Origin of the sequence: Streptomyces sp. WMMC500 (assembly GCF_027497195.1) — a bacterium.
Taxonomy (GTDB): Bacteria; Actinomycetota; Actinomycetes; order Streptomycetales; family Streptomycetaceae; genus Streptomyces.
This window is the reverse complement of record NZ_CP114905.1, coordinates 4,128,420-4,152,088: the sequence shown is the minus strand read 5'-3', so window position 1 is coordinate 4,152,088 and position 23,669 is coordinate 4,128,420. Positions and strand designations below refer to the sequence as shown.

23 protein-coding genes are annotated in these 23,669 nt (G+C 72.6%); 15 read left to right on the top strand and 8 right to left on the bottom strand.

What is annotated here, in order from left to right:
* Positions 1 to 244 precede the first annotated feature (244 nt).
* Positions 245 to 430 (top strand): hypothetical protein, encoded by a 186-nt coding sequence (locus tag O7599_RS17705; RefSeq protein WP_281623121.1) that lies wholly within the window; start codon positions 245 to 247, stop codon positions 428 to 430.
* Positions 431 to 499: 69 nt separating this feature from the next.
* On the opposite strand, the gene O7599_RS17700 is transcribed toward O7599_RS17705, so the two are convergent.
* Positions 500 to 1,207, bottom strand: a complete 708-nt coding sequence (locus O7599_RS17700) for an SDR family NAD(P)-dependent oxidoreductase (RefSeq protein ID WP_281623120.1) — start codon at positions 1,205 to 1,207, stop codon at positions 500 to 502.
* 219 nt (positions 1,208 to 1,426) lie between these two features.
* On the opposite strand from O7599_RS17700, the gene O7599_RS17695 reads away from it, so the two are divergent.
* The 3 genes from O7599_RS17695 to O7599_RS17685 all read left to right on the top strand — a co-directional run bounded on the left by O7599_RS17695 (position 1,427) and on the right by O7599_RS17685 (position 4,621).
* A complete protein-coding gene (locus O7599_RS17695) occupies positions 1,427 to 2,596 on the top strand; it encodes a serine hydrolase domain-containing protein (protein WP_281623119.1) in 1,170 nt (389 codons plus the stop codon).
* Positions 2,597 to 2,655: 59 nt separating this feature from the next.
* Positions 2,656 to 3,642 carry a bifunctional lytic transglycosylase/C40 family peptidase gene (locus O7599_RS17690; protein WP_281623118.1) on the top strand — a complete coding sequence of 329 codons (987 nt, stop codon included), beginning with the start codon at positions 2,656 to 2,658 and terminating at the stop codon, positions 3,640 to 3,642.
* A 235-nt stretch (positions 3,643 to 3,877) separates the two neighbouring features.
* Positions 3,878 to 4,621, top strand: coding sequence for a phosphatase PAP2 family protein (locus O7599_RS17685; protein WP_281623117.1), 744 nt, complete (start codon positions 3,878 to 3,880; stop codon positions 4,619 to 4,621).
* A 144-nt stretch (positions 4,622 to 4,765) separates the two neighbouring features.
* Here the strand turns inward: O7599_RS17685 and O7599_RS17680 are convergent, their stop codons facing one another.
* On the bottom strand, positions 4,766 to 6,307 hold the full coding sequence (locus O7599_RS17680) for an FAD-binding oxidoreductase (RefSeq protein WP_281623421.1): 1,542 nt from the start codon (positions 6,305 to 6,307) through the stop codon (positions 4,766 to 4,768).
* Between the two features lie 85 nt (positions 6,308 to 6,392).
* The gene (locus O7599_RS17675) at positions 6,393 to 6,617 is read right to left on the bottom strand and encodes a hypothetical protein (protein WP_281623116.1); all 225 of its coding nucleotides are present in this window, start codon (positions 6,615 to 6,617) and stop codon (positions 6,393 to 6,395) included.
* 94 nt (positions 6,618 to 6,711) lie between these two features.
* On the opposite strand from O7599_RS17675, the gene O7599_RS17670 reads away from it, so the two are divergent.
* The gene (locus tag O7599_RS17670) at positions 6,712 to 7,626 is read left to right on the top strand and encodes a hypothetical protein (protein ID WP_281623115.1); all 915 of its coding nucleotides are present in this window, start codon (positions 6,712 to 6,714) and stop codon (positions 7,624 to 7,626) included.
* A gap of 165 nt (positions 7,627 to 7,791) precedes the next feature.
* A complete protein-coding gene (locus O7599_RS17665) occupies positions 7,792 to 7,989 on the top strand; it encodes a hypothetical protein (protein WP_348652613.1) in 198 nt (65 codons plus the stop codon).
* 28 nt (positions 7,990 to 8,017) lie between these two features.
* Here O7599_RS17665 and O7599_RS17660 read toward each other — a convergent pair whose 3' ends face one another.
* Complete coding sequence (locus O7599_RS17660; protein WP_037743628.1) at positions 8,018 to 8,353, bottom strand: metal-sensitive transcriptional regulator; 336 nt, start codon at positions 8,351 to 8,353, stop codon at positions 8,018 to 8,020.
* Between the two features lie 227 nt (positions 8,354 to 8,580).
* Between O7599_RS17660 and O7599_RS17655 the strand changes: the two genes are divergently transcribed.
* Positions 8,581 to 9,201, top strand: a complete 621-nt coding sequence (locus O7599_RS17655) for a DUF47 family protein (RefSeq protein WP_101423001.1) — start codon at positions 8,581 to 8,583, stop codon at positions 9,199 to 9,201.
* A 5-nt stretch (positions 9,202 to 9,206) separates the two neighbouring features.
* The gene (locus tag O7599_RS17650; protein WP_281623113.1) at positions 9,207 to 10,205 is read left to right on the top strand and encodes an inorganic phosphate transporter; all 999 of its coding nucleotides are present in this window, start codon (positions 9,207 to 9,209) and stop codon (positions 10,203 to 10,205) included.
* 32 nt (positions 10,206 to 10,237) lie between these two features.
* Here the strand turns inward: O7599_RS17650 and pstB are convergent, their stop codons facing one another.
* From pstB to pstS, 4 genes are all read right to left on the bottom strand, one after another.
* The gene (pstB, locus tag O7599_RS17645; RefSeq protein ID WP_281623112.1) at positions 10,238 to 11,014 is read right to left on the bottom strand and encodes a phosphate ABC transporter ATP-binding protein PstB; all 777 of its coding nucleotides are present in this window, start codon (positions 11,012 to 11,014) and stop codon (positions 10,238 to 10,240) included.
* A gap of 30 nt (positions 11,015 to 11,044) precedes the next feature.
* Positions 11,045 to 12,118 carry a phosphate ABC transporter permease PstA gene (gene pstA, locus O7599_RS17640; protein ID WP_281623111.1) on the bottom strand — a complete coding sequence of 358 codons (1,074 nt, stop codon included), beginning with the start codon at positions 12,116 to 12,118 and terminating at the stop codon, positions 11,045 to 11,047.
* Entirely contained in the window at positions 12,115 to 13,119 is a 1,005-nt protein-coding gene (gene pstC / locus O7599_RS17635; RefSeq protein WP_281623110.1) for a phosphate ABC transporter permease subunit PstC, read from the bottom strand. The genes pstA and pstC overlap by 4 nt, the downstream gene beginning before the upstream one ends.
* Before the next feature lie 140 nt (positions 13,120 to 13,259).
* Positions 13,260 to 14,393, bottom strand: coding sequence for a phosphate ABC transporter substrate-binding protein PstS (gene pstS, locus O7599_RS17630; protein ID WP_281623109.1), 1,134 nt, complete (start codon positions 14,391 to 14,393; stop codon positions 13,260 to 13,262).
* Positions 14,394 to 14,721: 328 nt separating this feature from the next.
* Between pstS and O7599_RS17625 the strand changes: the two genes are divergently transcribed.
* The 7 genes from O7599_RS17625 to folP all read left to right on the top strand — a co-directional run bounded on the left by O7599_RS17625 (position 14,722) and on the right by folP (position 23,414).
* Positions 14,722 to 15,876, top strand: coding sequence for a zinc-dependent metalloprotease (locus tag O7599_RS17625; RefSeq protein WP_281623108.1), 1,155 nt, complete (start codon positions 14,722 to 14,724; stop codon positions 15,874 to 15,876).
* A gap of 196 nt (positions 15,877 to 16,072) precedes the next feature.
* Positions 16,073 to 17,236 carry a tRNA lysidine(34) synthetase TilS gene (gene tilS / locus O7599_RS17620; protein WP_281623107.1) on the top strand — a complete coding sequence of 388 codons (1,164 nt, stop codon included), beginning with the start codon at positions 16,073 to 16,075 and terminating at the stop codon, positions 17,234 to 17,236.
* Between the two features lie 189 nt (positions 17,237 to 17,425).
* Positions 17,426 to 17,965 carry a hypoxanthine phosphoribosyltransferase gene (gene hpt, locus O7599_RS17615; RefSeq protein ID WP_047017100.1) on the top strand — a complete coding sequence of 180 codons (540 nt, stop codon included), beginning with the start codon at positions 17,426 to 17,428 and terminating at the stop codon, positions 17,963 to 17,965.
* A gap of 312 nt (positions 17,966 to 18,277) precedes the next feature.
* On the top strand, positions 18,278 to 20,344 hold the full coding sequence (gene ftsH / locus O7599_RS17610; protein WP_281623106.1) for an ATP-dependent zinc metalloprotease FtsH: 2,067 nt from the start codon (positions 18,278 to 18,280) through the stop codon (positions 20,342 to 20,344).
* A gap of 84 nt (positions 20,345 to 20,428) precedes the next feature.
* A complete protein-coding gene (folE, locus tag O7599_RS17605; protein WP_281623420.1) occupies positions 20,429 to 21,097 on the top strand; it encodes a GTP cyclohydrolase I FolE in 669 nt (222 codons plus the stop codon).
* On the top strand, positions 21,097 to 22,077 hold the full coding sequence (locus tag O7599_RS17600) for a formylglycine-generating enzyme family protein (RefSeq protein ID WP_281623105.1): 981 nt from the start codon (positions 21,097 to 21,099) through the stop codon (positions 22,075 to 22,077). Before folE ends, O7599_RS17600 begins: the two co-directional genes overlap by 1 nt.
* Positions 22,078 to 22,550: 473 nt before the next feature.
* Positions 22,551 to 23,414, top strand: coding sequence for a dihydropteroate synthase (gene folP / locus O7599_RS17595; RefSeq protein ID WP_281623104.1), 864 nt, complete (start codon positions 22,551 to 22,553; stop codon positions 23,412 to 23,414).
* Positions 23,415 to 23,669 lie beyond the last annotated feature (255 nt).

Genomic DNA, 23,669 nt, shown 5'->3' with positions numbered 1-23,669 from the left:
CGTCAACCGCGGGGATTTCACAAGGGTGTTCGGTGCTCTCCACTGACTTTCCTGTGTGTATCACGTTAGGTGACTATTGGCAACGCTGCGTGCCTGGGGGGTCGGAGAGGCGGTCGGCTTGTCCGACCTGCGCCGAATCGGAGTATGTGAAGAGTGAGCGTCGCGGTGACGGGCGCCGGGCGGGCCTCGTTGGTGGATTTGACTCAAACAGGCCCCAGGGAAGGCGGCGGATGTGTTCGAAGGGATGACGGTCGTCTCGGGGATCGTGGTGCTCGCCGGCGCGGTCAGCGGCGTCGGGGCGTCCCTCCACGAGGCCGCCGGGCCGGCGGCGGAGGCGGCCGGGGCCGTGGCCGGGGCCGCCGAGGTGGCGGACGTGCCGGAGACGTCGGGGAGCGCGGGGGCCGGCGGGCAGGGGCCGGCCGGTGCCTGACGCGGCCCGGACCGGCCCGGCGCGGCCGCGGTGTCGTACGGGGCCGCGCGGGCGGCGTGTCCGCGTGCCCTACACGGGCTGGCCGATGGGGCGCATCACGACCGTGTTGACGTCGACGCCCTCCGGCTGGTTCAGCGCCCAGACGATCGACTCGGCGACCTGGTCGGACGTCATCATCTCCATGCCCTCCGGCGCCCCGCCCCGGCCGTCCCAGAAGAGGCTGTCGGTGCGGCCGGGGGCGACGAGCGTGACGCCGATGCCGTCGCCTGTGACCATGCGGCGGGTGTTCTCCGCCAGGCCCGTCATGGCCCACTTGGTGATGCCGTAGATGTTGCCCGCGCCGTAGACGAAGCCCGCGACGCTGCCGACGATGACGATCCGCCCGCGCGACTCGCGCAGCGCCGCCAGCGAGCTGCGGATCAGCAGCGCGGGCCCCAGGACGTTGGTGAGCACCATGTCCCGCCAGCCGGCCGGGTCCCCGGTGCCGAGGTCGTCGTGGGTGGCGAAGCCGGCGTTGGCGACGACGGCGTCGAGCCGGCCGAACGCCGTGAGCGTCGCCCGTACCGCCTCGTCCACCGCCTCGTGGTCGGAGGCGTCGCCGGGCAGGGTCAGCAGCTCCGGCGGGTCGCCGGCGTCCTCGGCGAAGCGGCGCAGCCGCTCGGCGCCGCGGCCGGTGACGGTGACGCGGCCGCCGCGGGCGAGGAGTTGGCGGGCGGCTGCGGCGCCGATGCCGCTGCCGCCGCCGGTGATGAGGGTGACGGGCGAGTCGTGGGTCATGGGGTACGGGCCTCCGGGTGCCGGTCGGGTCGGACGGTGAGTGCACCACTTGGAGTGTTCTCTAAGTCAACACCCCCGGTGGGGGCGGGCGGAGGTGGCCTTACGGCGCGTGCGGCGGTGGTGCTGGTGCCACCCCCGGTCCGGCGGTCCCCACCAGTGAGCACGGCCCGTACGGGGACGAGGGTGGAACCCGCCGCACCACGAGACAGGGAGACCGCCGTGAACCGCACCCGCCCCGCCGCCCGCCGCAAAGCCGCCGCCGCTGCCCTCCTCGCCGCCGCCGTTCTCGCCGGTGCAGCCGGTGCAGCCGGTGCAGCCGGCGCTGCGGCCCCCGCCGCCGCCCGCGGCACCGCCGCCCCCGACCCCGTACAGAGCCGCCTCGACGCCCTCGTCGAGCGCGACGGCGTCCCCGGCGCCCTGGCGTACGACGGCCGCACGACCCGTACCGCCGGCGTCGCCGACACCGCGACCGGCCGGCCCATGGTCGGCGCCGAGGGCCGTTACCGGATGGCCAGCAACACCAAGGCGTTCACCGCCACCGCCGTGATGCGGCTCGTCGCCCGGGGCGAGGTACGGCTCGGCGCGCCCGCCGCGCGGTACGTGCCGCGGCTCGCCGGCACCGGCGTCACCGTGCGGCACCTGCTCAAGCAGACCAGCGGGCTGCCGGAGTACCTGCGGTTCGTCGACTGGAGCAGCGCGGCGACCGAGGAGGACTACCTCGCGCTCGCCCTCGACCACCCCGCCGACTTCGCACCCGGCGCGCGCTGGGGCTACTCCAACACCAACTACCTCGCGCTCGGCCTGCTCATCAAGCACGTCACCGGCGAGGACTACCGCACGTACATCGCACGCACCCTCATCGAGCCGCTGCACCTGAAGGACACGTACTGGCCCGCGCAGGGCGAGTACACGATCCGCGGCCCGCACGCCCGCAACTACGGCGTCAACCCCGTCGACCCGGAGGCCGGCGTCACCGACGTGACCGAGCTGCCCGGGTACGAGTTCGGCGCCTCCGGCGGCCTCGTGACCACCCCGAAGGACCAGAACGCCTTCTGGAACGCCCTCTTCGGCGGCAAGGTGCTGCCGCGCTGGGCGCTGCGGATCATGACCCACGACACCAGCGACGTCGGCGGCCTCGACACCTACCCCGAGGGCAGCCGCTACGGCTACGGCGTCGCGTCCTTCCCGCTGAGCTGCGGCGGCGTGTACTGGGGCCACGGCGGCGACCTGCCCGGCGACTCCGTCGCCGGCGGGCGCGCGGACCGCGGGCGGGGCACGGTCACCGTCTACACCACCACGTGGGCCGCCGAGGGCGACCGGCTGGCGGACCTCCAGGGGGCGGCCGATGCCGCGCTGTGCGCGAAGGACCGTACGCGCGGGGGACGTTGACGGGCCCGCCCCGCCGGGAACGGGCAGACAGCCGGGGCCCGATGAGGGATGGTTGAGGGGTGCGCAAGCTCTGGCTGTTCGTCGCGCTGGGGTCGGGGATGGTCCTGTCGTTCCTGGCCCTGCTCGTCGTCGGCACCTACACCGCCGCGTCCGGCCTCGCCGGGCGCGGCGTCGGCCTGGCGAAGGGGGCCGTGCCCGCGACGTACCAGCCGCTGGTGCAGAAGTGGGGCAACCTCTGCCCGGCCCTCAACCCCGCCCTGCTCGCCGCGCAGTTGTACCAGGAGAGCGGCTGGGACCCCCAGGCCGTCAGCCCCGCCGACGCGCGCGGCATCGCGCAGTTCATGCCCGGCACCTGGGCCACCCACGGCATCGACGCCAACGGGGACGGCGAGCGCGACATCAACGACCCCGAGGACGCCATCCCGTCGGCGGCCACGTACGACTGCAAGCTCGCCGGCTACGTCGAGGACGTGCCCGGCGACCCGACGGAGAACATGCTCGCCGCCTACAACGCCGGCCCGTACGCCGTCATCAAGTACAACGGCGTGCCCCCCTACCGCGAGACGCAGAACTACGTGCAGGTCATCCAGGCCCTGGAGCAGAGCTTCGCCGCCCCCACCTCCCGGCTGTCGCCGTCGAAGCAGGCCGCGGGCGCCATCCACTACGCGCAGGACAAGCTCGGCACGCCCTATCTGTGGGGCGGCGACGGCACGCCCGAGGAGGGCGGCCGGTTCGACTGCTCGGGGCTGACGAAGGCGGCGTACGCCTCGGTGGGCATCGAGCTGCCGCGGGTGGCGAACGACCAGTGGAACGCCGGGCCGCACCCTGGAAGGGACGAACTGCTCCCCGGCGACCTGGTGTTCTTCGCGTACGACATGAACGACTCGCGCTCCATCCACCACGTCGGGCTGTATGTAGGGGGCGGCTACATGATTGACGCCCCTTACACCGGCGCCGTGATCCGTTTCGATCCGATCGACTCGCCGGACTACTTCGGCGCGACCCGGGTCACGGAGGCCGGCGCCGCGGCGCTGCCGCAGCCCTGACGGAGCGTCGGCGGTGCGCGTCGGCGGCGCGCTGACGTGCGACGCGCCGCGGCACGCGGACGCCGGAGCGGCGGCGGAGACGGTCACTCTTGGATAACCTCCCGGTGATCTTTCGGTCGCGGGCGGAACGCCGACCCCCGCGGCGCCGTTGCAAAGGGCGGGCGACACCGTTGCAATAGGAAAGACGGCAGTCGCCGATCAGCGGGAAACGGGTGGGGAGAGGAGCCGAGTGGACATGCGTTCGCTGCACCTGGCGGGGACACCCCCGAGCGGGTCGAACGCCGACGTTTCCGTGCTGTACGACATCAACGGCGTCGCGGACTCCACCCCGCCCTGGTTCGACCGCGGGGCGGCGTTCCTCGGTGAGTACGGGCTGATCGGGCTGCTCGGCGTCCTGCTGGTCGTGTGCTGGTGGCGCGTGCGCCGGCGCCCGGGCGCGGCACCGGCCGTGGCCGCGCTGCTGTGGGGGCCGCTGGCGGCGGTGCTCGCGTGGGTGGCGAACATGCCGATCCGCGCGATCGTGGAGCGCCCGCGGCCGTTCCGGGAGCACGACGGCCTGGAGGTCCTGCTGCCGGGCACGACCGGGTACTCCTTCGTCAGCGACCACACCTCGGTCGCCATGGCGCTGGCGGTCGGCCTCTTCATGGCGGGTAAGCGGTACGGGCTCGCGGGGCTGGCGCTGGCCCTGCTGGAAGGGCTGAGCCGGGTCTACCTGGGCGTGCACTACCCCTCGGACGTCGTCGGCGGCGTCGCGCTCGGCACGTCGGTGGCGCTGCTGCTGGCGCCGGCCGCGATCGCCGCGCTGGTGCCGCTGGTGCGGCGGGCGCCGGACTGGCTCGTCGGCGACCCGGAGGCGCCGGACGCCGGCACCGGCCCGGCGGCCGGGCCCGGCGACGATCCCGGCGGGGTCCCGGCGCCGCGGACGGAGCCGCTGGAGCGCGGCGGAGGCGGCCGGGACGGCGACGAGTTGGCGGCGTAGCGGGTACGGCACGGGCGTAGCGGCCACGGCACAGGGGAGCGGTAGCGGCTCGGCAGCGGGGGCCGAGGCGCCGGCCCGGGGGCGTACGGAAGCATCCCCGGCGGGGCGCGTGCGCCCACGCGCCCCCTCGGAGGGCCCGGGCGCCTACACCGCCTGGGCGAAGTCGAACAGCCGCTCCGGGTCGTACTGCTCCTTCACCTTCGCCAGCCGCTCCGCCGCCGGCCCGTAGTACGCGCCGCGCCACTTCCGCAGACCCGGATCCGTGTAGTTCTGGTACGCCGCGCCCGAGGCGTGCGTCCGCATCGCCGCGTGCGTGTCCGCGAGCCACCGCTCGCCGGGACCGCCGTCCTCGCCCTCGTCCCACGACGAGATGTACTGCGCGAGCACCCGCGACCCGCGGTGCACGAACGCGGTCTCCGCCACCGGCACCCGGTTCACCGCCCCGCCCAGCGCCGTGAGGATGAACAGCGCGTCCGCCGACCGCGACGCCTTCTCCGCCCGGTCCAGCAGCGTGCCGATGCCGCCGGCGCTCAGCGGCTCGTCGTAGAAGTCGGAGCGCGCCGCGAACGTGTCCCGCTGCAGGATGCCGACGGCGTTGCGCCCCGGCACCCCGCCCTGCAGCCGGCACTGCTCGCGGCTCGCCTCCGCGCAGCCCGCGTACGAACGCATGGCGTGGAGGTACGTCTGCGGGCCGATGGAGACGTCCTCGGCCGGCCCGGGGCCGCCGGCCTGGTCGGCGAGGAGGTCGACCGCGTCGTGCATGTCGTCCTCCGTGCCCAGCGACAGCGCGGCCACGGAGATCGTCGGCTCGCCGCCGCGGGTGTTGCCGAAGTGGACGGCGGACCACAGCTCGTCGGGCTGGTCGGGTCCCCACTGCTGCCAGGTGGTCAGCAGCGCCTCCGCCTTGGACCAGGGCCACACCATGTTCGCCGCGACGACGTCCGCGGCCTCGCGGGTCTCGTAGCGCAGCTCGGTGACGACGCCGAAGTTGCCGCCGCCCGCGCCGCGCAGCGCCCAGAACAGGTCCTCGTTCTCGTCCGCCGAGCACTCGACGGTCCTGCCGTCGGCGGTGACGACCGTGGCGCCGCGGAGGTGGTCGCAGGTGAGCCCGTACGCGCGCGAGACCACCCCGTGGCCGCCGCCGAGGGTGAGGCCGGCCATGCCGACGGTCGCGCAGGAGCCGGCGGGTATGGTCCGGCCGCGGACGGCGAGGGCCTCGTAGACGTCGATGGTGCGCGCCCCGGCGCCGACGGTCGCGGTGTCGGAGTCGGCGTCGACGGCGGAGAGGGCGGAGACGTCGACGACGAGGCGGCCGTTGCCGCTGGAGAAGCCGGCGTAGGAGTGGCCTCCGCTGCGGACGGAGACGGGGACGCCGGCGGCGCGGGCGAAGCGCAGGCACTCGGCGGCGTCGTCGGCGTGGTCGACGTAGGCGACGGCGGCGGGGCGCAGGTCGTCGAAGCGGGTGTTGTACTGCTGCGCGGCGACTCTGTAGTCGTTGTGGCCGGGGAGGACCAGGCGGCCGGCGAGGGTCTGCGCGAGCGCGGGCCAGTCCGGCGGGCCGGTGGTCGTGCCGCCGCCGGAGCCGCCGGGCCTGGGGTCGGGCTTCCCGCCGTCGTCGTCGCCCGAGCAGCCGGCGAGGCCGGCGGCGCCCGCGCCCGCGGCGGTGGCGAGGGCGGTACGGAGCACTGTGCGCCTGTCCATCCGCACAGCACAGCGCATCACGTCCGCCCTTCGCTACCCCCAAGTAGCAAAGCCTGGCGGTACGTACCCCTCAGCCGGTCCCGTCCGGCAGGTCGGGCAGATGGTCCGCGGCGTCCGCGCGGGCGCGGGAGCGGGCGCGGCGGGCCGGCCCGGTCCAGCCGCAGGTGCAGCGGGCGCACACGAACGCGCCCCGCTCGGCGGTCGACGTGCGGTGCCTCTCGTCGCGGTACGGGCCGCCGGAGCGCGCGCCGCCGTCGGGGTCACCCGGCCCGGGGCCGGGTCCGTCGCTGAGCACGCGGCCACGCTACCGCGGGTGGGACAGACCGTGACGAGGCCCCCTCCACCTCGTTAAGCGAACCGGAGAGACCACCGGCCGGGGGTAGCGAGAGATGGCGGCGGAGCAGCGGCGGACCGTACGTACCGGCACCACGCCCGCACGCCCCGGCGGCACCCCCGGCCGTCCCGGCCCTCGCCCCGCCCCCGCGGCCCGGCCCGCCGCCGCGCTCGCGCTCCTCGCCGCACTCGCAGCGGCGGCCCTGTCCGCCACCGCCGGCTGCTCCGAGCGCGGCGCGGCGGCCGACGGACACCCGGGCGGTGATCCGCTCAGCGCGGTGCAGCGCGCCGCCGACGCACTCGCCGACGCGGGCAGCTCCCGGGCGCGTACGGCGATGGAGATGACCAGCGGCGGCACCCGGGTCACCGTCAGCGGCGACGGCGCCTTCGACTACGCGGGGCGGCGCGGCCTGCTGCGCGTGGTGCTGCCGCAGGCCGAAGGGGAGCCGATCACCGAGCTGTACGCGGGCGGCGCGCTGTACATGAAGAACCGCGGCGCCGGCGTCCCCGCCGACAAGTGGCTCCGGCTCGACACGACCCGGCTGGCCGACGGCAACCTCGTCACCAACGGCGCCACCGACCCGCTGACCGCCGCCGAACTGCTGCGCGGCGCCCGCGAGGTGCGCTACGTGGGCGAGGAGCGCGTCGGCGACAGCGTCGTCCGGCACTACGAGGGCACGGCCGGCCTCGGCCGCGCCGCCCGCTCCGCGTCCGCGTACGCGCGCGGGGCGCTGGCCGCCGCGGCCGACGGGTTCGTCCAGGACGCGGTCGCCTTCGACGTGTATCTGGACGCGGACGGCCGGCCGCGGCGGGTGCGGCACGAGTTCGCGCTGTCCGGCGACTCACCGGTGCGGGTGGCGTCGACCGTCGAAACCTACGACTTCGGGGCGCCGGCCGACGTGACCCTGCCCGCGGAGCGCGACATCTATGCCGGAACGGTTCGCCAGAGCGGCCAACAGCCCGCTCTCTGACGGGAGTTGATTCCGGTCTTTTGCACGGGCGCGTCGGGATTCGCCCGGGAAGGCCGGGGCCGTAAATGGTCCAGACGTGTCATGCGCGGACTGTGCCGCCCTCCCTACTCTGAGCGGTGAGCCCGGCTGCCGGCGGGTGTGCATGGGGAAGTGGGGTGATTGCACGTGGGTCGGGGGTCGGCCGTCCAGGACCATGTGGCTCTCGCCGAAATCGAGTTGTGCGGCGAATTGATCATCGCGGCGACGAGCGCACCGGAAGACCGCCTGAGCGAGGACCGCATCGACGAAGTGCTGAGGGTGGAAGCCGCGCGGCGCGGCTCCGAGCGGGACCGCAGGCGCGGACGGCAGGAGATCACGCCGTAGCGCACGGGCGGCGGACGTCCGCCCGGCGTTACGCGCGCAGCATCCGGGCGATGGCCGCGGTGGCCTCCTCGACCTTCGCGTCGATCTCGTCGCCGCCCCGGGCGGCCGCGTCGGCGACGCAGTGCCGCAGGTGCTCTTCCAGCAGTTGCAGCGCGAAGGACTGCAGCGCCTTCGTGCTCGCGGAGACCTGCGTGAGTATGTCGATGCAGTAGACGTCCTCTTCGACCATCCGCTGCAGGCCGCGGACCTGGCCCTCGATCCGGCGGAGTCGTTTGAGGTGGGCCTCTTTGTCCTTGCTGTACCCGTGTGGGCCGGAGCCCGGCGCCGTCTCGACGGCGGCCGTCGTTGCCGTGGTGTCGGTCACGTGCCCGTCCTTCCGTTCCCATCCCTCGATCCGCCCGGTGCGCGTATCGCTGTATGCGTACCACCGTATGCGAACGGTGCAGGATATACCCTCTGGGGGTATATGATACCGCGTTCGTGGCATTCTGTCCTGCGGCTGTGCCGCACAGCCGGTTCGCTCCGCCGGTGTGGCTCGCCTAGCATCATCAGGACCTATTCGCCGATATTCGCAGCACTGAGGATCATCACGTGCGATTTCGTCTGACCCCCAGGGAGACGAGCTTCTACGATATGTTCGCCGCCTCGGCTGACAACATCGTGACGGGCTCGAAGCTCCTGATGGAACTGCTCGGGGCGGATTCCTCCGCCCGGGCCGAGATCGCCGAGCGGATGCGCGCTGCGGAGCACGCCGGTGACGACGCCACCCACGCCATCCTGCACCAGCTCAACGCCTCGTTCATCACGCCCTTCGACCGGGAGGACATCTACCGGCTGGCCAGCTCCCTCGACGACATCATGGACTTCATGGAGGAGGCCGTCGACCTCGTCGTCCTCTACCAGATCGAGGAACTGCCGCGGGGCGTGGAGCAGCAGATCGAGGTGCTCGCGCGGGCCGCGGAACTGACCGCGGAGGCGATGCCCAACCTCCGTACGCTCAACCACCTGCCGGAGTTCTGGATCGAGGTCAACAGGCTGGAGAACCAGGCGGACCAGATCCACCGCAAACTCCTCGCCCACCTCTTCAACGGCAAGTACGACGCCATCGAGGTGCTCAAGCTCAAGCAGATCGTCGATGTCCTGGAAGAGGCCGCCGACGCCTTCGAGAAGGTCGCGAACACCGTGGAAACGATCGCGGTCAAGGAGTCCTGAGCCCGGTGGACACCTTCGCGCTTGTCGTCACGATCGGGGTTGCGCTCTTCTTCACGTACACCAACGGCTTCCACGACTCCGCCAACGCGATCGCGACCTCCGTCTCCACCCGTGCCCTGACGCCGCGCGCCGCGCTGCTGATGGCCGCGGTGATGAACTTCGCCGGCGCCTTCCTCGGCAGCGGCGTCGCCAAGACGGTGAGCGAAGGGCTGATCGAGACCCCGCACGGCTCGCACGGGATGTGGATCCTGTTCGCCGCCCTGGTCGGGGCGATCACGTGGAACATGATCACGTGGTACTTCGGGCTGCCGTCGTCGTCCTCGCACGCGCTCTTCGGCGGCATGGTCGGCGCGGCGCTGGCGGCGTCGTCGACGGTGTACTGGTCCGGGGTGCTGGAGAAGATCGTCATCCCGATGTTCGTCTCGCCGCTCGTCGGCCTGTGCGTCGGCTATCTGGCGATGTGCGCGATCATGTGGGGGTTCCGCCGCTCCACCCCGCGCCGCGCGCAGCGCGGCTTCCGGGTGGCGCAGACCGTCTCGGCCGCGGCGATGGCGCTGGGGCACGGGCTGCAGGACGCGCAGAAGACGATGGGCGTCGTGGTGATGGCGCTGGTCATCGCGGACGTGGAGGACGAGGGCGACGCCATCCCGTGGTGGGTGAAGGTGGCGTGCGCGCTGATGCTGTCGCTCGGTACGTACGCGGGCGGCTGGCGCATCATGCGGACGCTGGGGCGGCGGATCATCGACCTGCAGCCGCCGCAGGGGTTCGCGGCGGAGACGACCGCGTCGGGGATCATGTACTCGGCGTCGTTCATGTTCAACGCCCCCATCTCGACCACGCACGTGATCACTTCGGCGATCATGGGCGTCGGCGCGACGAAGCGGGTCAAGGCCGTGCGGTGGGGGGTCGCGAAGAACATCGTGATGGGGTGGTTCATCACGATGCCCGCCGCCGCGGGGGTGGCGGCGGCGATGTACTGGCTCGCGCACCTGGCCTTCGAGTAGCGCTGAAGCGTTTCGCCTCGGCCGCCGGCCCGTCAGCCGAAGCGGCCCGAGATGTAGTCCTCCGTCGCCTTCTCCTCGGGATTGGAGAAGATCATGTCGGTGTCGCCGACCTCGATCAGCCGCCCCGGCTCCCCGACCTCTGACAGGTTGAAGAACGCGGTGCGGTCGGAGACCCGCGCCGCCTGCTGCATGTTGTGCGTCACGATCACGATCGTGAACCGCTCCTTGAGGTCGGCGATCAGGTCCTCGATGGCGAGGGTGGAGATCGGGTCGAGGGCCGAGCAGGGCTCGTCCATGAGGAGGACCTGGGGTTCGACCGCGATGGCGCGGGCGATGCACAGGCGCTGCTGCTGGCCGCCGGACAGGCCCGAGCCGGGGCGGTTGAGGCGGTCCTTGACCTCGTTCCACAGGTTCGCGCCGCGCAGGGACTTCTCCACCACGTCGTCCAGCTCGGACTTCTTGTAGCGGCTGTTGAGCTTCAGGCCGGCGGCGACGTTCTCGTAGACGCTCATGGTCGGGAACGGGTTGGGGCGCTGGAAGACCATGCCGACCACGCGGCGTACGGAGACGGGGTCGACGCCGCTGGCGTAGAGGTTCTCGTCGTCCAGCATCACCTTCCCCTCCACGCGGGCGCCGGGGATGACCTCGTGCATGCGGTTGATGGTGCGCAGGAAGGTGGACTTGCCGCAGCCGGACGGGCCGATGAAGGCGGTCACGGAGCGGGGCTCGACGGCCATCGAGATGTCCTCGATCGCCTTGAAGTCGCTGTAGTAGGCGGTGAGGCCGCTGATGTCGATGCGCTTGGCCATGGGGCTGGAATCTCTCTCTTTACGTGGCCGTCAGTGGCCGGTTTTCGGGGCCTTCCAGCGGGCGATGCCGCGGGCCAGCAGGTTGAGGATCATCACGAAGATGATGAGCACCAGAGCGGCGGCCCAGGCGCGGTCGTAGGAGGCGTTGTTGCCGTTGGCCCACTGCTCGTAGATGTAGAGCGGCAGCGACGCCTGGGCGCCCTCGAAGGGGTTGTCGTTGATGGCGGGGTTGCCGAAGACGAGCAGCAACAGAGGAGCCGTCTCGCCGGTGATGCGGGCGACGGCCAGCATGACGCCGGTGGTGATGCCGCCGAGGGAGGTGGGCAGGACGACCTTCAGGATCGTCTTCCACTTCGGTACGCCCAGGGCGTACGACGCCTCCCGCAGCTCGTTCGGCACGAGCTTCAGCATCTCCTCGGTCGAGCGCACGACGATCGGCATCATCAGGATGGCCAGCGCGAACGAGCCGGCGAGGCCGGAGTAGCCGAAGCCCAGCCCCATGATCCAGACGCTGAGGACGAAGAGGCCGGCGACGATCGACGGGATGCCCGTCATGACGTCGACGAAGAACGTCACCGCCTTGGCCAGCCGTCCCCGCCCGTACTCCACCAGGTACACGCCCGTCAGCAGCCCGATGGGGGTGGCGATGAGGGTGCCCAGCGCGACCTGCTGGATGGTGCCCAGGAGGGCGTGGTAGATGCCGCCGCCGGGGGCGATGGCGACGACGCCGTTCATGGAGTGGGTCAGGAAGTAGCCGTCGAGGACCTTGACGCCCTGCCGTACGGTCTCCCAGATCAGCGACGCCAGCGGGATGACGGCCAGCAGGAAGGCGCCCCACACGAGCGACGTCGCCAGCCGGTCCTTCGCCTTGCGGGTGCCCTCCGCGCGGGCCGAGACGGCGTACAGCCCGGCGACGAAGAGCAGCGCGGCGATCACCCCCCACTGCGTACGGCTGGACAGCCCCGCGCCCAGCCCCACGGCCGTCGCCGCGGCCACCGCGGCGACGGCGACGCCGGCGGGCGCCCAGCGCGGCAGGCGCGGCTGGTGGATGCCGAGGGCGTCGGCACTGTCGGCGGTCCGGGGCGCCGTCCGGGGCGCGCTCATGCGTTGGCCCCCGAGTACTCCTTGCGACGCGCGATGATCAGCCGGGCCGCGCCGTTGACCAGCAGCGTGATGACGAACAGGACCAGGCCGGAGGCGATCAGCGCGTCCCGCCCGAACTCACCCGCCTCCTTGAACGCCGAGGCGATGTTCTGCGCGAACGTCCCGCCACCGGGCTCCAGGATCTTCGCCGACAGGATCGCCGACGGCGACAGCACGGTGGCGACCGCCATCGTCTCGCCCAGCGCCCGCCCGAGGCCCAGCATCGAGGCGGAGATGACGCCGGAGCGGCCGAAGGGCAGCACCGTCATGCGGATGACCTCCCAGCGCGTGGCGCCCATCGCCAGCGCCGCCTCCTGCTGCGTCTGCGGCACCTGCCGGAAGACCTCGCGGCTGACGTTGGTGACGATCGGCAAGATCATGATCGCCAGCAGGATGCCGGCGGTCATCAGGGAGCGCGGGACGCCGCCGTCGTACGAGAAGACGACGGTCCAGGCGAAGAGGTCGTCCAGCCATTCGTACGGTCCGACCAGGCGTGGGACGAGGAACAGGGCGCCCCACAGGCCGTAGACGATGGACGGGACGGCGGCCAGCAGGTCGATGAGGTACGCGAGGGGCGCCGCCAGCCTCCGCGGCGCGTAGTGGGTGATGAACAGCGCGATGCCCACGGCGATCGGCACAGCGATGACCATCGCGATGACCGACGAGACGATCGTCCCGAAGGCCAGCACGGCGATGCCGAAGACGGGCGGGTCGGCGTTGGCGTCCCACTCGAAGGTGGTGAGGAAGTTCCCCTCGTTCTTGGCGAGGGCGAGCGCGGCGCGGTACGCGAGGAAGGCCGCGATCGCGCCCATGATCACCAGCAGGGTGATCCCGGAGCCCTTGGACAGGCCGGCGAAGACGCGGTCGCCCAGGCGGGTGGCGGCCTTGCCGCGGCGCTTCTCTGGTGGCGCCTTCGGCGGCGGCGGAGGGGTCTGTGTGCGTATGTCCGTGTCGGTACTCACGTGCGGCCTCCGGTCTGGGTGGGGCGGCGGCGCATAGCTGTGCGCGTGTCGTCCCGGCGGCGGTGCACCGGATGCGTCGCCCGCGCCCTCCGGGCCCCCGCGCCGGGCGGCGCGGGGGCTGCGGGGGTGCGGGTCGGGGGTCAGGACAGTGACTCCACGGTCGTACGGACCTTCCCGGCGATGTCGTCGGGCAGGGGGGCGTAGCCGAGCTGGCTCAGCTTCGACTGGCCGGCCTCGCTTGCGGTGTAGCCGAGGAAGGACTTGACCTTGTCGAGGCTGTCCGGGTTGTTGCCCTTGTCGCAGGCGATCTCGTAGGTGAGGAGGGTCAGGGGGTAGGCGCCTTCGGCGTCGGTGGTGTAGTCGAGCTTCATCGCCAGGTCCTTGCCGGTGCCGCTGACCTTGGCGTTGGCGATGGCCTTCGAGGCGTTCGCGCTGGTGGCCTCGACGGGCTCGGAGGCGCCGGTGTCGAGCTTGACCGTGTCGATGTCGCTGGCGGTGGCGTACGACAGCTCGAAGTACGAGATCGCGCCGTCGGTCTGCTGCACCTGCGAGGAGACCCCGGCGGAGCCGTCCGCGGCCTGGCCGCCCTCGACGGGCCACTTCTTGCCGGGCTCGTGCGGCCAGGCGTCCTGGGCGGCGGCGGAGAGGTACTGGGTGAAGTTGTCGGTGGTGCCGGACTCGTCCGAGCGGTGCACCGGCTGGATCTTGGTGTCCGGCAGGTCCGCGTCGGGGTTGAGGTCGGCGATGGCCGGGTCGTTCCAGGTGGTGACGGAGCCGTCGAAGATCCGGCCGAGGACGTCGGGGTCGAGGACGAGGTCGTCGACGCCTTCGACGTTGTAGCCGATGGCGATGGGGCCGCCGAGCATCGGGATGTTGATGGCCTCGCCGTCCTTGCAGACCTTCTTCGACGCCTGCACCTCCTCGGGCTTGAGCGCCGAGTCGGAGCCGGCGAAGCCCGTCTTGCCCTGCAGGAACTCCTGGATGCCGGCGCCGGAGCCGGTGGCCTTGTAGTTGACGGTGATGTCCGGGCAGGAGCCCTGGAAGTCGCTGACCCACTGGTCCACGGCGTTCTTCTGCGCGGAGGAGCCCGACGCCAGCAGCTCGCCGGAGCCGGAGCACTTCACGTCGCCGGTGGCGGCCTGGGCGCCGCCGCCGGTGTCGGTGGAGTCGCCGGTGTTGTCGTCGGACCCGCAGGCGCCGAGGACGAGGGCGCCGGCGAGGGCGAGCGAACCGGCGGCTGCGGCGCGCAGCCGGGTGGTGCGGGGGAGCTTCACGGTGGGTGTCCTTTGCGGTGCTTGCGGTTCTGGAGCGAGACCTCTACCTCAGGTATGCGCGTTCGCACCCGTCTCGCCTGCGCTGATTCACCTTTCGTTGCCGAAGTTAGGCAGAACAGGTGAATCGGTTCGACGTTCGAAGTGAACGAAAAGTGAATCTCGTCCCTCGTTCGAGCGACCGGCCCGTCCGGCCCCCGGCCCCGGCCCTGCTCCGCCCCCCTCCGTACCGCTCCGCGCCGGGCCGGACGGCTCCCCTACGGGTGCTCCCGCAGCCGGTTCCGGGGGCCGCGCGCTCCCGCTCGGCCGCGTGGGCACGTACGGTGAAGAGATGACGAGCATCGGTGGTGCGGAGATGGTCGACTGGAATCTCGCGGTTGCGACCGCGACGCGGCTCGTGCGGCCGGGGCCCGAGGTGAGCCGGGACGAGGCGCGCGCCATCGTCGGCGAGCTGCGGGCGCACGCCCGGTCGGCCGAGGAGCACGTACGCGAGTTCTCCCGGATGTATCCCGAGGGCGCCGACCCGCGGCACGACACCCCGATCCTCGTGGTCGACCGGCCCGGCTGGATCAAGGCGAACGTCGCGGGCTTCCGCGCCGTCCTCGCGCCGCTGCTGGAGAAGATGGACAAGCGCCGCTCCGGCCTCCCGGGCGGGGCCGTGCTGGGCGCCGTCGGCGGCAAGGTCACCGGCGTCGAGCTGGGGATGCTGCTGTCGTTCCTGTCCTCCCGCGTCCTCGGGCAGTACGAGACCTTCGCCCCCGCCACCCGCGACCTGCCCGGCGGCCCCGCCGCCCACGCCGGCTCCGCCGACGGCGGCGCGGGCCAGGGCCGGCTGCTGCTCATCGCGCCGAACATCGTCCATGTCGAGCGCGAGCTGGAGGTCGCCCCGCACGACTTCCGGCTGTGGGTGTGCATCCACGAGGAGACCCACCGCACGCAGTTCACGGCCGTGCCGTGGCTGCGCGACCACCTGCAGGGCGAGATCCAGTCGTTCCTGGGCGAGACCGAGGTCGACCCGGCCACCCTGCTGGACCGCGTGCGCGAGGCGCTGCAGAGCCTCAGCAGCGGCCGGGAGGAGGGCGGCGAGGAGCGCAGCATCGTCGAGGTCGTCCAGACCCCGGCGCAGCGGGAGATCCTGGGCCGGCTGACCGCGGTGATGTCCCTGCTGGAGGGGCACGCCGACTACGTGATGGACGGCGTGGGGCCGCAGGTCGTGCCGTCGGTCGCGGAGATCCGGGAGAAGTTCACCAAGCGCCGGCAGGCCGGCGCGGGCCGGCTGGACCAGGCGCTGCGCAAGCTGCTGGGCCTGGACGCCAAGCTCCGCCAGTACCGCGACGGCGAGCGCTTCGTACGGCACGTCGTCGACCAGGTCGGCATGGACGGCTTCAACCGCGTGTGGACCTCGCCCAACACCCTGCCGACGAAGTCGGAGATCGCCAAACCGGCGGATTGGATCGCGCGGGTGCACAGCCGCGCCGAGAGCTGACGACCGCTTCCGGCGGTTCCCGTGGCGGCGGTATTCGCGCGACTTTCACCCGTCCGAGGGAGCGAACCGGGCGTCGCCCGCGTGCAATGCTCGGTTGGCCGCTCTCCTCTGTCACCATCGACGCACTGACAGTGACGGTCGCGGAGGTGAGCGACGAGCGAGCTCTTCCGCCGCCAGCGAAAGTGAAGTGAAAGCCATGGGTCCCCATCCAGCGGTCGCCGCGATACGTCTCGCCGTACGGCAGGTCCTGCACGACGTGCTGACCGAGTACGCGACGGCGCACCTTCCCCCCGCCGCCGCGGCCTCCCCGGCGTCTGCAGCCGCCCCCGCGGCTCCCGCGGCCGCCACGGCCCCGGCAACCGGACCGGCCCCGGCGGGCACTCCCTCCGCCCCCGCCACGGCCCCCCACTCCCCTCTCGACCCTCACGCGCCCCTCGACCCTCTCGCGCCTCTCGTGCTGGTCGCCTGCTCCGGCGGCGCCGACTCCATGGCGCTGGCCTCCGCCCTCGCCTTCGAGGCCCCCCGCCGGGGCGTCCGCGCCGGCGGCATCACCATCGACCACGGCCTCCAGGACGGCTCCGACCTGCGCGCGCGGGAAGTCGCCGGCCGCCTGCGCGCCCTCGGGCTGGACCCCGTCGAGTCCGTGCGCGTCGACGTCGGCCGCGACGGCGGCCCCGAGGCCGCCGCCCGCGACGCCCGCTACGCGGCGCTGGACGAGGCCGCGGAGCGCCTCGGCGCCGCCGCCGTGCTCCTCGGCCACACCCGCGACGACCAGGCCGAGACCGTGCTGCTGGCGCTCGCCCGCGGCTCCGGCGTGCGCTCGCTTTCCGGCATGGCCGGCACGTCGGGGGCCGGCGGCCGCTACCGCCGCCCGTTCCTCCAGATCGACCGCCAGGTCGCCCGCAAGGCGTGCATGGTCCAGTCGCTGCCCGTCTGGGACGACCCCCACAACGTCGACCCCGCCTACACCCGCTCCCGCGTCCGCCACGAGGCGCTGCCCGTGCTGGAGAAGGCGCTCGGCCGCGGCGTCGTCGCCTCCCTGGCCCGTACCGCCCGGCTCTCCCGCGACGACGCCGACGCCCTCGACGCCTGGGCCGCCGACGCCGAGCGCGGCGTCCGCGACGCCGACGGCGGCCTCGACGTCCGCGGGCTGTACGCGCTGCCGCCCGCCGTCCGCCGCCGCGTCCTGCGCCGCGCCGCCCTCGCGGCCGGCTCGCCCGCCGGGTCCCTCTTCAGCCGGCACGTCGAGGAGATGGACAAGCTCATCACCGGCTGGCGCGGACAGAGCGCCCTCAACCTCCCGGGCCGGGTGTCCGCCCGCCGCGAACAGGGCCGGCTGGTCGTCCGGCGGGTGGACTGAGGGCCCGTACGCCCCGGATCCCGCCGGTGCGCCGCCCGGCCGGCGGGGCCGTACCGGCGCCGGCGAGGGCCGGGACGTGCGGAAAACGTGTCCTACGCGCTCCTGACCGGTGGGAGAACGGATGGCAGACTGTTCGTCCGGCAGTGGTCGTCGAACGAACGAGAGTGACCCCGGGTGGATGTGAAGGACATGGGCGCGGACCTCGAGAAAGTGCTCATCACCAAGGAAGAGATCGACGCCAAGCTCGCCGAGATGGCCGCGAAGATCGACGCGGAGTACGCCGGCAAGGACCTCCTGATCGTCGGGGTGCTCAAGGGCGCCGTGATGGTCATGGCGGACCTCGCCCGCACGCTGTCGACCCCGGTGACGATGGACTGGATGGCCGTGTCCTCCTACGGCGCGGGCACCCAGTCCTCCGGCGTCGTGCGGATCCTCAAGGACCTCGACACCGACATCCAGGACCGGCACGTGATGATCGTCGAGGACATCATCGACTCGGGCCTCACCCTCTCCTGGCTGCTGTCGAACCTCGGGTCGCGGCAGCCGGCCTCGCTGCGGGTCTTCACGCTGCTGCGGAAGCCGGAGGCGGCGAAGGTGCCCATCGACGTGGACTGGGTGGGCTTCGACATCCCCAACGAGTTCGTCGTCGGCTACGGCCTCGACTACGCGGAGAAGTACCGCAACCTGCCCTTCGTCGGGACCCTCGCACCGCACGTGTACGGTGGCTGACGCAGTCAGCGGCGACTGCCGCCCGGACTGACGCGGGCCGGCGGGGGACCGCCCGCCGCCGCCCCCCGGGTGGCCGGACGCGGGCCTGCGGGTCCCGTCCGGGGAACACCGGGGGGTTTCCCGCCGTTGGAGCATGGGAAAGCCGGTTTGTTAGCCGTCCCCGCCGGGGACGGGTGACAATTCTGGGGTACCGTCCGAACGTCAGTCGTTTCAGTTTGGACCCATACAGGCATACGCACGGCCACGGGCTCGGTCAGGAGCCAGCCGTGCCTCACTGGGCAGGAGGGACGGGGCGTACGCCGCCCCGTGTGGATGGACGTGAAGCGCTACTTCCGTGGGCCGGTCATGTGGATCGTGCTGGCCGTCCTCGCCGTGGTCCTGTTGATGCAACTGGTCGGCTCCTCCGAGGGCTACAAGTCCGTGGACACCGCCAAGGTCGTCGCCGCGATCCGGAAGGACGACGTCAGCTCCGCCGAGCTGACCACCGGCAACAGCGAGACCATCAAGGTCCAGCTCAAAGACGGCAAGAAGATCGACGGCAGCGACAAGGTCCAGGCGAACTACATCGACACCCAGGGTGCCGACCTCGCCGACCGGCTGCAGGGCAAGTTCAACGACGGCAAGATCCCCGACGGGTACTCGGTCAAGGAGACCAAGGACAACCCGTTCCTCAGCATCTTGCTCTCCCTGCTGCCGTTCGTCCTGATCGTGCTCGTCTTCCTCTTCCTGATGAACCAGATGCAGGGCGGCGGCTCCCGGGTCATGAACTTCGGGAAGTCCAAGGCCAAGCTCATCACGAAGGACACCCCGAAGACGACCTTCGCCGACGTGGCCGGGGCCGACGAGGCCGTCGAGGAACTCCATGAGATCAAGGACTTCCTGCAGGAGCCCGCGAAGTTCCAGGCCGTCGGCGCCAAGATCCCCAAGGGCGTGCTGCTCTACGGCCCGCCCGGCACCGGCAAGACGCTGCTGGCCCGCGCGGTCGCCGGCGAGGCGGGCGTGCCGTTCTACTCCATCTCCGGCTCCGACTTCGTCGAGATGTTCGTCGGCGTCGGCGCCTCCCGCGTCCGCGACCTGTTCGAGCAGGCCAAGGCGAACGCGCCGGCGATCGTCTTCGTCGACGAGATCGACGCGGTCGGCCGGCACCGCGGCGCCGGCATGGGCGGCGGCCACGACGAGCGCGAGCAGACGCTGAACCAGCTCCTGGTCGAGATGGACGGCTTCGACGTCAAGGGCGGCGTCATCCTCATCGCGGCCACCAACCGGCCCGACATCCTCGACCCCGCCCTGCTGCGCCCCGGCCGCTTCGACCGGCAGATCGGCGTGGAGAGCCCCGACATGCAGGGCCGGCTGGAGATCCTCAAGGTCCACCAGAAGGGCAAGCCGGTCGCCCCGGACGTGGACCTGTCCGCCGTCGCCCGGCGCACGCCCGGCTTCACCGGCGCCGACCTCAGCAACGTGCTGAACGAGGCCGCGCTGCTCACCGCGCGCAGCAACCGGAAGCTGATCGACAACGAGATGCTGGACGAGGCCATCGACCGTGTGGTCGCCGGCCCGCAGAAGCGCTCCCGGATCATGTCGGAGAAGGAGAAGAAGATCACCGCGTACCACGAGGGCGGGCACGCCCTGGTCGCGGCGGCCTCTCCCAGCGGTGACCCGGTGCACAAGGTGACGATCCTCTCCCGCGGCCGCGCCCTCGGCTACACGATGGTGCTGCCCGACGAGGACAAGTACTCCACCACGCGCAACGAGATGCTCGACCAGCTCGCGTACATGATGGGCGGCCGCGCGGCCGAGGAGCTGGTCTTCCACGACCCGACGACCGGCGCCGCGAACGACATCGAGAAGGCCACCGGCCTCGCCCGCAAGATGGTCACCCAGTACGGCATGACCGAGCGGCTCGGCGCGATCAAGTTCGGCTCCGACCAGTCCGAGCCCTTCCTGGGCCGGGAGCTCGCCCACCAGCGCGACTACTCCGAGGAGGTCGCCGCGCTGGTCGACGAGGAGGTCAAGAAGCTGATCGAGACCGCGCACAACGAGGCGTGGGAGATGCTCGTCGAGAACCGCGACGTGCTCGACAACCTCGTGCTGGAGCTGCTGGAGAAGGAGACCCTGGGCAAGGAGGAGATCGCCGAGATCTTCCGCCCGCTGGTCAAGCGCCCGCTGCGGCCGGCGTGGACCGGCTCCTCGCGGCGTACGCCCTCCACCCGGCCGCCGGTCACCTCCCCGCGGGAGACGAACGGCTCGGGCCCGAGGATGCTCGACAAGGCCGAGACGCCGCCGGCCGGCGGCGGGCTGCCGGGCGGCCTCCAGGGCGGCTCGCTGCCGGGCGAGGGCCCGCAGCACCAGCCGTCGCCGAGCGAGGGCGGTCAGCCGTAGCGGACACCGCCGGAATGTGAGCAGCGCCCCCGAGGTTCTAGCCTTGGGGGCGCGGCCATGAGCGCAGGTACGAGAGGCACGACGATGACGGATGCGGCGGTCGGACCGGGAAACGGCCCGGAGCACGGCGGCGCGGGCTTCCGCGGCGCCGGGTACGGCGGCGCGGGGGCGGCCGGCGCGGGGTACGGCGACTTCGACGAGAAGCGCGCCGAGAACGCCGTGCGGGAGCTGCTCATCGCCGTCGGCGAGGACCCGGACCGCGAGGGTCTGCTGGAGACGCCGGCGCGGGTGGCGCGCTCGTACAAGGAGATATTCGCGGGGCTGCGGCAGCGTCCCGAGGACGTGCTCACGACGACGTTCGACCTGGGCCACGACGAGATGGTGCTGGTCAAGGACATCGAGGTGCTCAGCACCTGCGAGCACCACCTGGTGCCCTTCGTCGGCTCCGCGCACGTGGGGTACATCCCGTCGCACGACGGGAAGATCACCGGGCTGTCGAAGCTGGCGCGGCTGGTGGACGTGTACGCGCGCAGGCCGCAGGTGCAGGAGCGGCTGACCACGCAGATCGCGGACTCGCTGATGGCGATACTGGAGCCGCGGGGCGTGATCGTGGTCATCGAGTGCGAGCACCTGTGCATGACGATGCGGGGCGTGCGGAAGCCGGGCGCGAAGACGCTGACGTCGGCGGTGCGCGGGCAGTTGCGGGACCCCGCGACGCGGGCCGAGGCGATGAGCCTGATCAAGGCGCGCTGATGGGGGACGGGGGCACCGAGCCGAAGGCGTGCTGCGCACCGGGACGCGGGACGGAAGGGGCCGCCGTGCCGGCGCGGGCCGTCGCGACGGCGCGTACGGAGGCCGTCGCCGCGGGAGCGGGCACGTACGAGCCGCGCGGAGGGTGGCGGAAGCTGCCCGGCGGGGTGTTCCGGATGGGCTACGACGACGGGCCGTACCCGGCGGACGGGGAGGGCCCGTCGCGCGAGGTGACGGTCGACGGCTTCGCGGTGGCGGCGACGGCGGTGACGAACGAGGAGTTCGCGGCCTTCGCCGACGCCACGTCGTACGTCACGGACGCCGAGCGCTTCGGCTGGTCCTTCGTCTTCGCGGGCTTCCTGCCCAAGAACTTCCCGCCCACCGCCTCGCCGCCGCAGACGCCGTGGTGGCGGCAGGTCCACCAGGCGGACTGGCGGCACCCGGAGGGTCCCGGCTCGGGCCTGCGCGGCCGGTGGGACCACCCGGTGGTGCACGTCTCGCACACCGATGCGCTGGCCTTCTGCGCCTGGGCGGGCGGACGGCTGCCGACGGAGGCGGAGTGGGAGTACGCGGCGCGCGGCGGGCTGGCGGGCGAGCCGTACCCGTGGGGCGCGGAGCGGGAGCCGGAGGGCGCGTACCGGATGAACATCTGGCGCGGCAGCTTCCCGGACCGGAACACGGCGGCGGACGGCTACCGGGGCACGTGCCCGGTGGACGCCTTCGAGCCGAACGCCTACGGGCTGTACAACGCCACGGGGAACGTGTGGGAGTGGTGCGCGGACTGGTTCCACGCGAGGCACCATCGCAAGGGGCCGCGCGACAACCCGCGGGGGCCGCGGCTGGGGCAGACGCGGGTGCTGAAGGGGGGGTCGCACATGTGCCACGAGTCGTACTGCCTGCGGTACCGGACGTCGGCGCGGATGGGGAACACGCCGGACAGCTCAAGCGGCAACACGGGCTTCCGCCCGATTCGGGCGCTCTGAAGCCTCCCCGCACACCCGCCCAACGGTAGGCGCGTCCTCTGACATCGCACGGGGCTGCGTCGCCGGCTGCGCCTTCGCTGCCGGCCGCGACCTTTGTTCGCGGAGCGGCCCTCCGGTGCTGTACGTCTGCCGGGTCGTACTTCTGCCGGGCCGTACGTCCGCCGGGCCGGAAGCCCGCCGGGCCCGCGCCTCAGTGGCCGCCCCACCTCCCCCGCACACCCGCCCAAGGGTAGGCGCGCCCGCTGACATCGCTCCGGGCCGTTCGCGTCGCGTCAGCCGCCCCACGCCCCCGCCCCAGGCACCGTCAGATGCCCACGCCCCACATCCCTGCCCCCCCCGCCTGCGTCCCGCGCCCCCGCGCCCCGCCCGCGCCCCGCGGCCCCGCGCCCTGCCCCGGCGCGAGCAGGCCGCGCCGCCCAGGGGCCCCGCGCCCCGCCGGGGCCGGTCCTGCCGGCGGCGCCTACGCTGGTCGTATGACGGATACGCGCAGGGGGCAGGTGGCGGGGCTGCCGGACTTCGGCCGCTGCGCCGTCATGGGCGTCGTCAACGTCACCCCCGACTCCTTCTCTGACGGCGGCCTCTGGTTCGACCCCGCGTCCGCGATCAAGCACGGCATCGACCTCGTCGCCACCGGCGCCGACATCGTCGACGTAGGCGGCGAGTCCACCCGCCCCGGCGCACCCCGCGTGGACGAGGACGAGGAGCTCCGCCGCGTCCTGCCCGTCGTACGGGGCCTCGCGGCCGAAGGCGTACTCGTCTCCGTCGACACCATGCGCGCCGTCGTCGCCGAACGGGCGGTCGCGGCCGGCGCCCGCCTCGTCAACGACGTCAGCGGCGGTCAGGCGGACCCCGCGATGGTGCCGACGGTGGCCGCGGCCGGAGTGCCGTTCGTCGTCATGCACTGGCGCGGCCAGTCCATCGACATGAACAACCGCGCGGTCTACGAGGACACCGTCACCGAGGTCGTCGACGAACTGCGCCGCAGCCTGGACCGGGCCGTGGCCGGCGGGGTGGGCTTCGAGCGGATCATCGTCGACCCCGGCCTGGGCTTCGCGAAGGAGGCCCGGCACGACCTCGTGCTGCTGAACAGCCTCGCCCGGCTGGGCGCTGAGCTGGGTCGTCCGCTCCTGGTGGCCGCGTCGCGGAAGCGGTTCCTGGGGCGGGTCCTGGCCGGCCCCGACGGCTCGCCGCCGCCGGCCCGCGAGCGGGACGCCGCGACGGCGGCCGTGTCGGCGATCGTGGCGCGCGAGGGCGCGTGGGCGGTACGGGTGCACGAGGTGCGGCCGACGGCGGATGCGGTACGGGTCGCGTCGGCACTGGAAGGCCACGGGGCGTAGCGGCGCGGGAAGAGGCGTACACCGGCGTACGGGCAGCCTGCCCAACCGGTCTCGCGGAACCCCCGGCCGCGGAACCCCCGGCCGCGGAGCCGGCGATCGATGTCCGAGCAGCGGCCTACCCTTGGGCGGGAGTGCGGGGGAGTGCGGGGAGTGCAGGGGCGTACGACGTACCTCGTACGCTCAAAGGCCGGGGGCGCGTTCATAGCCCGTTCGAGTCGACGTCATCCTCCATACCGCTGTCCCGTCGACCCTCCC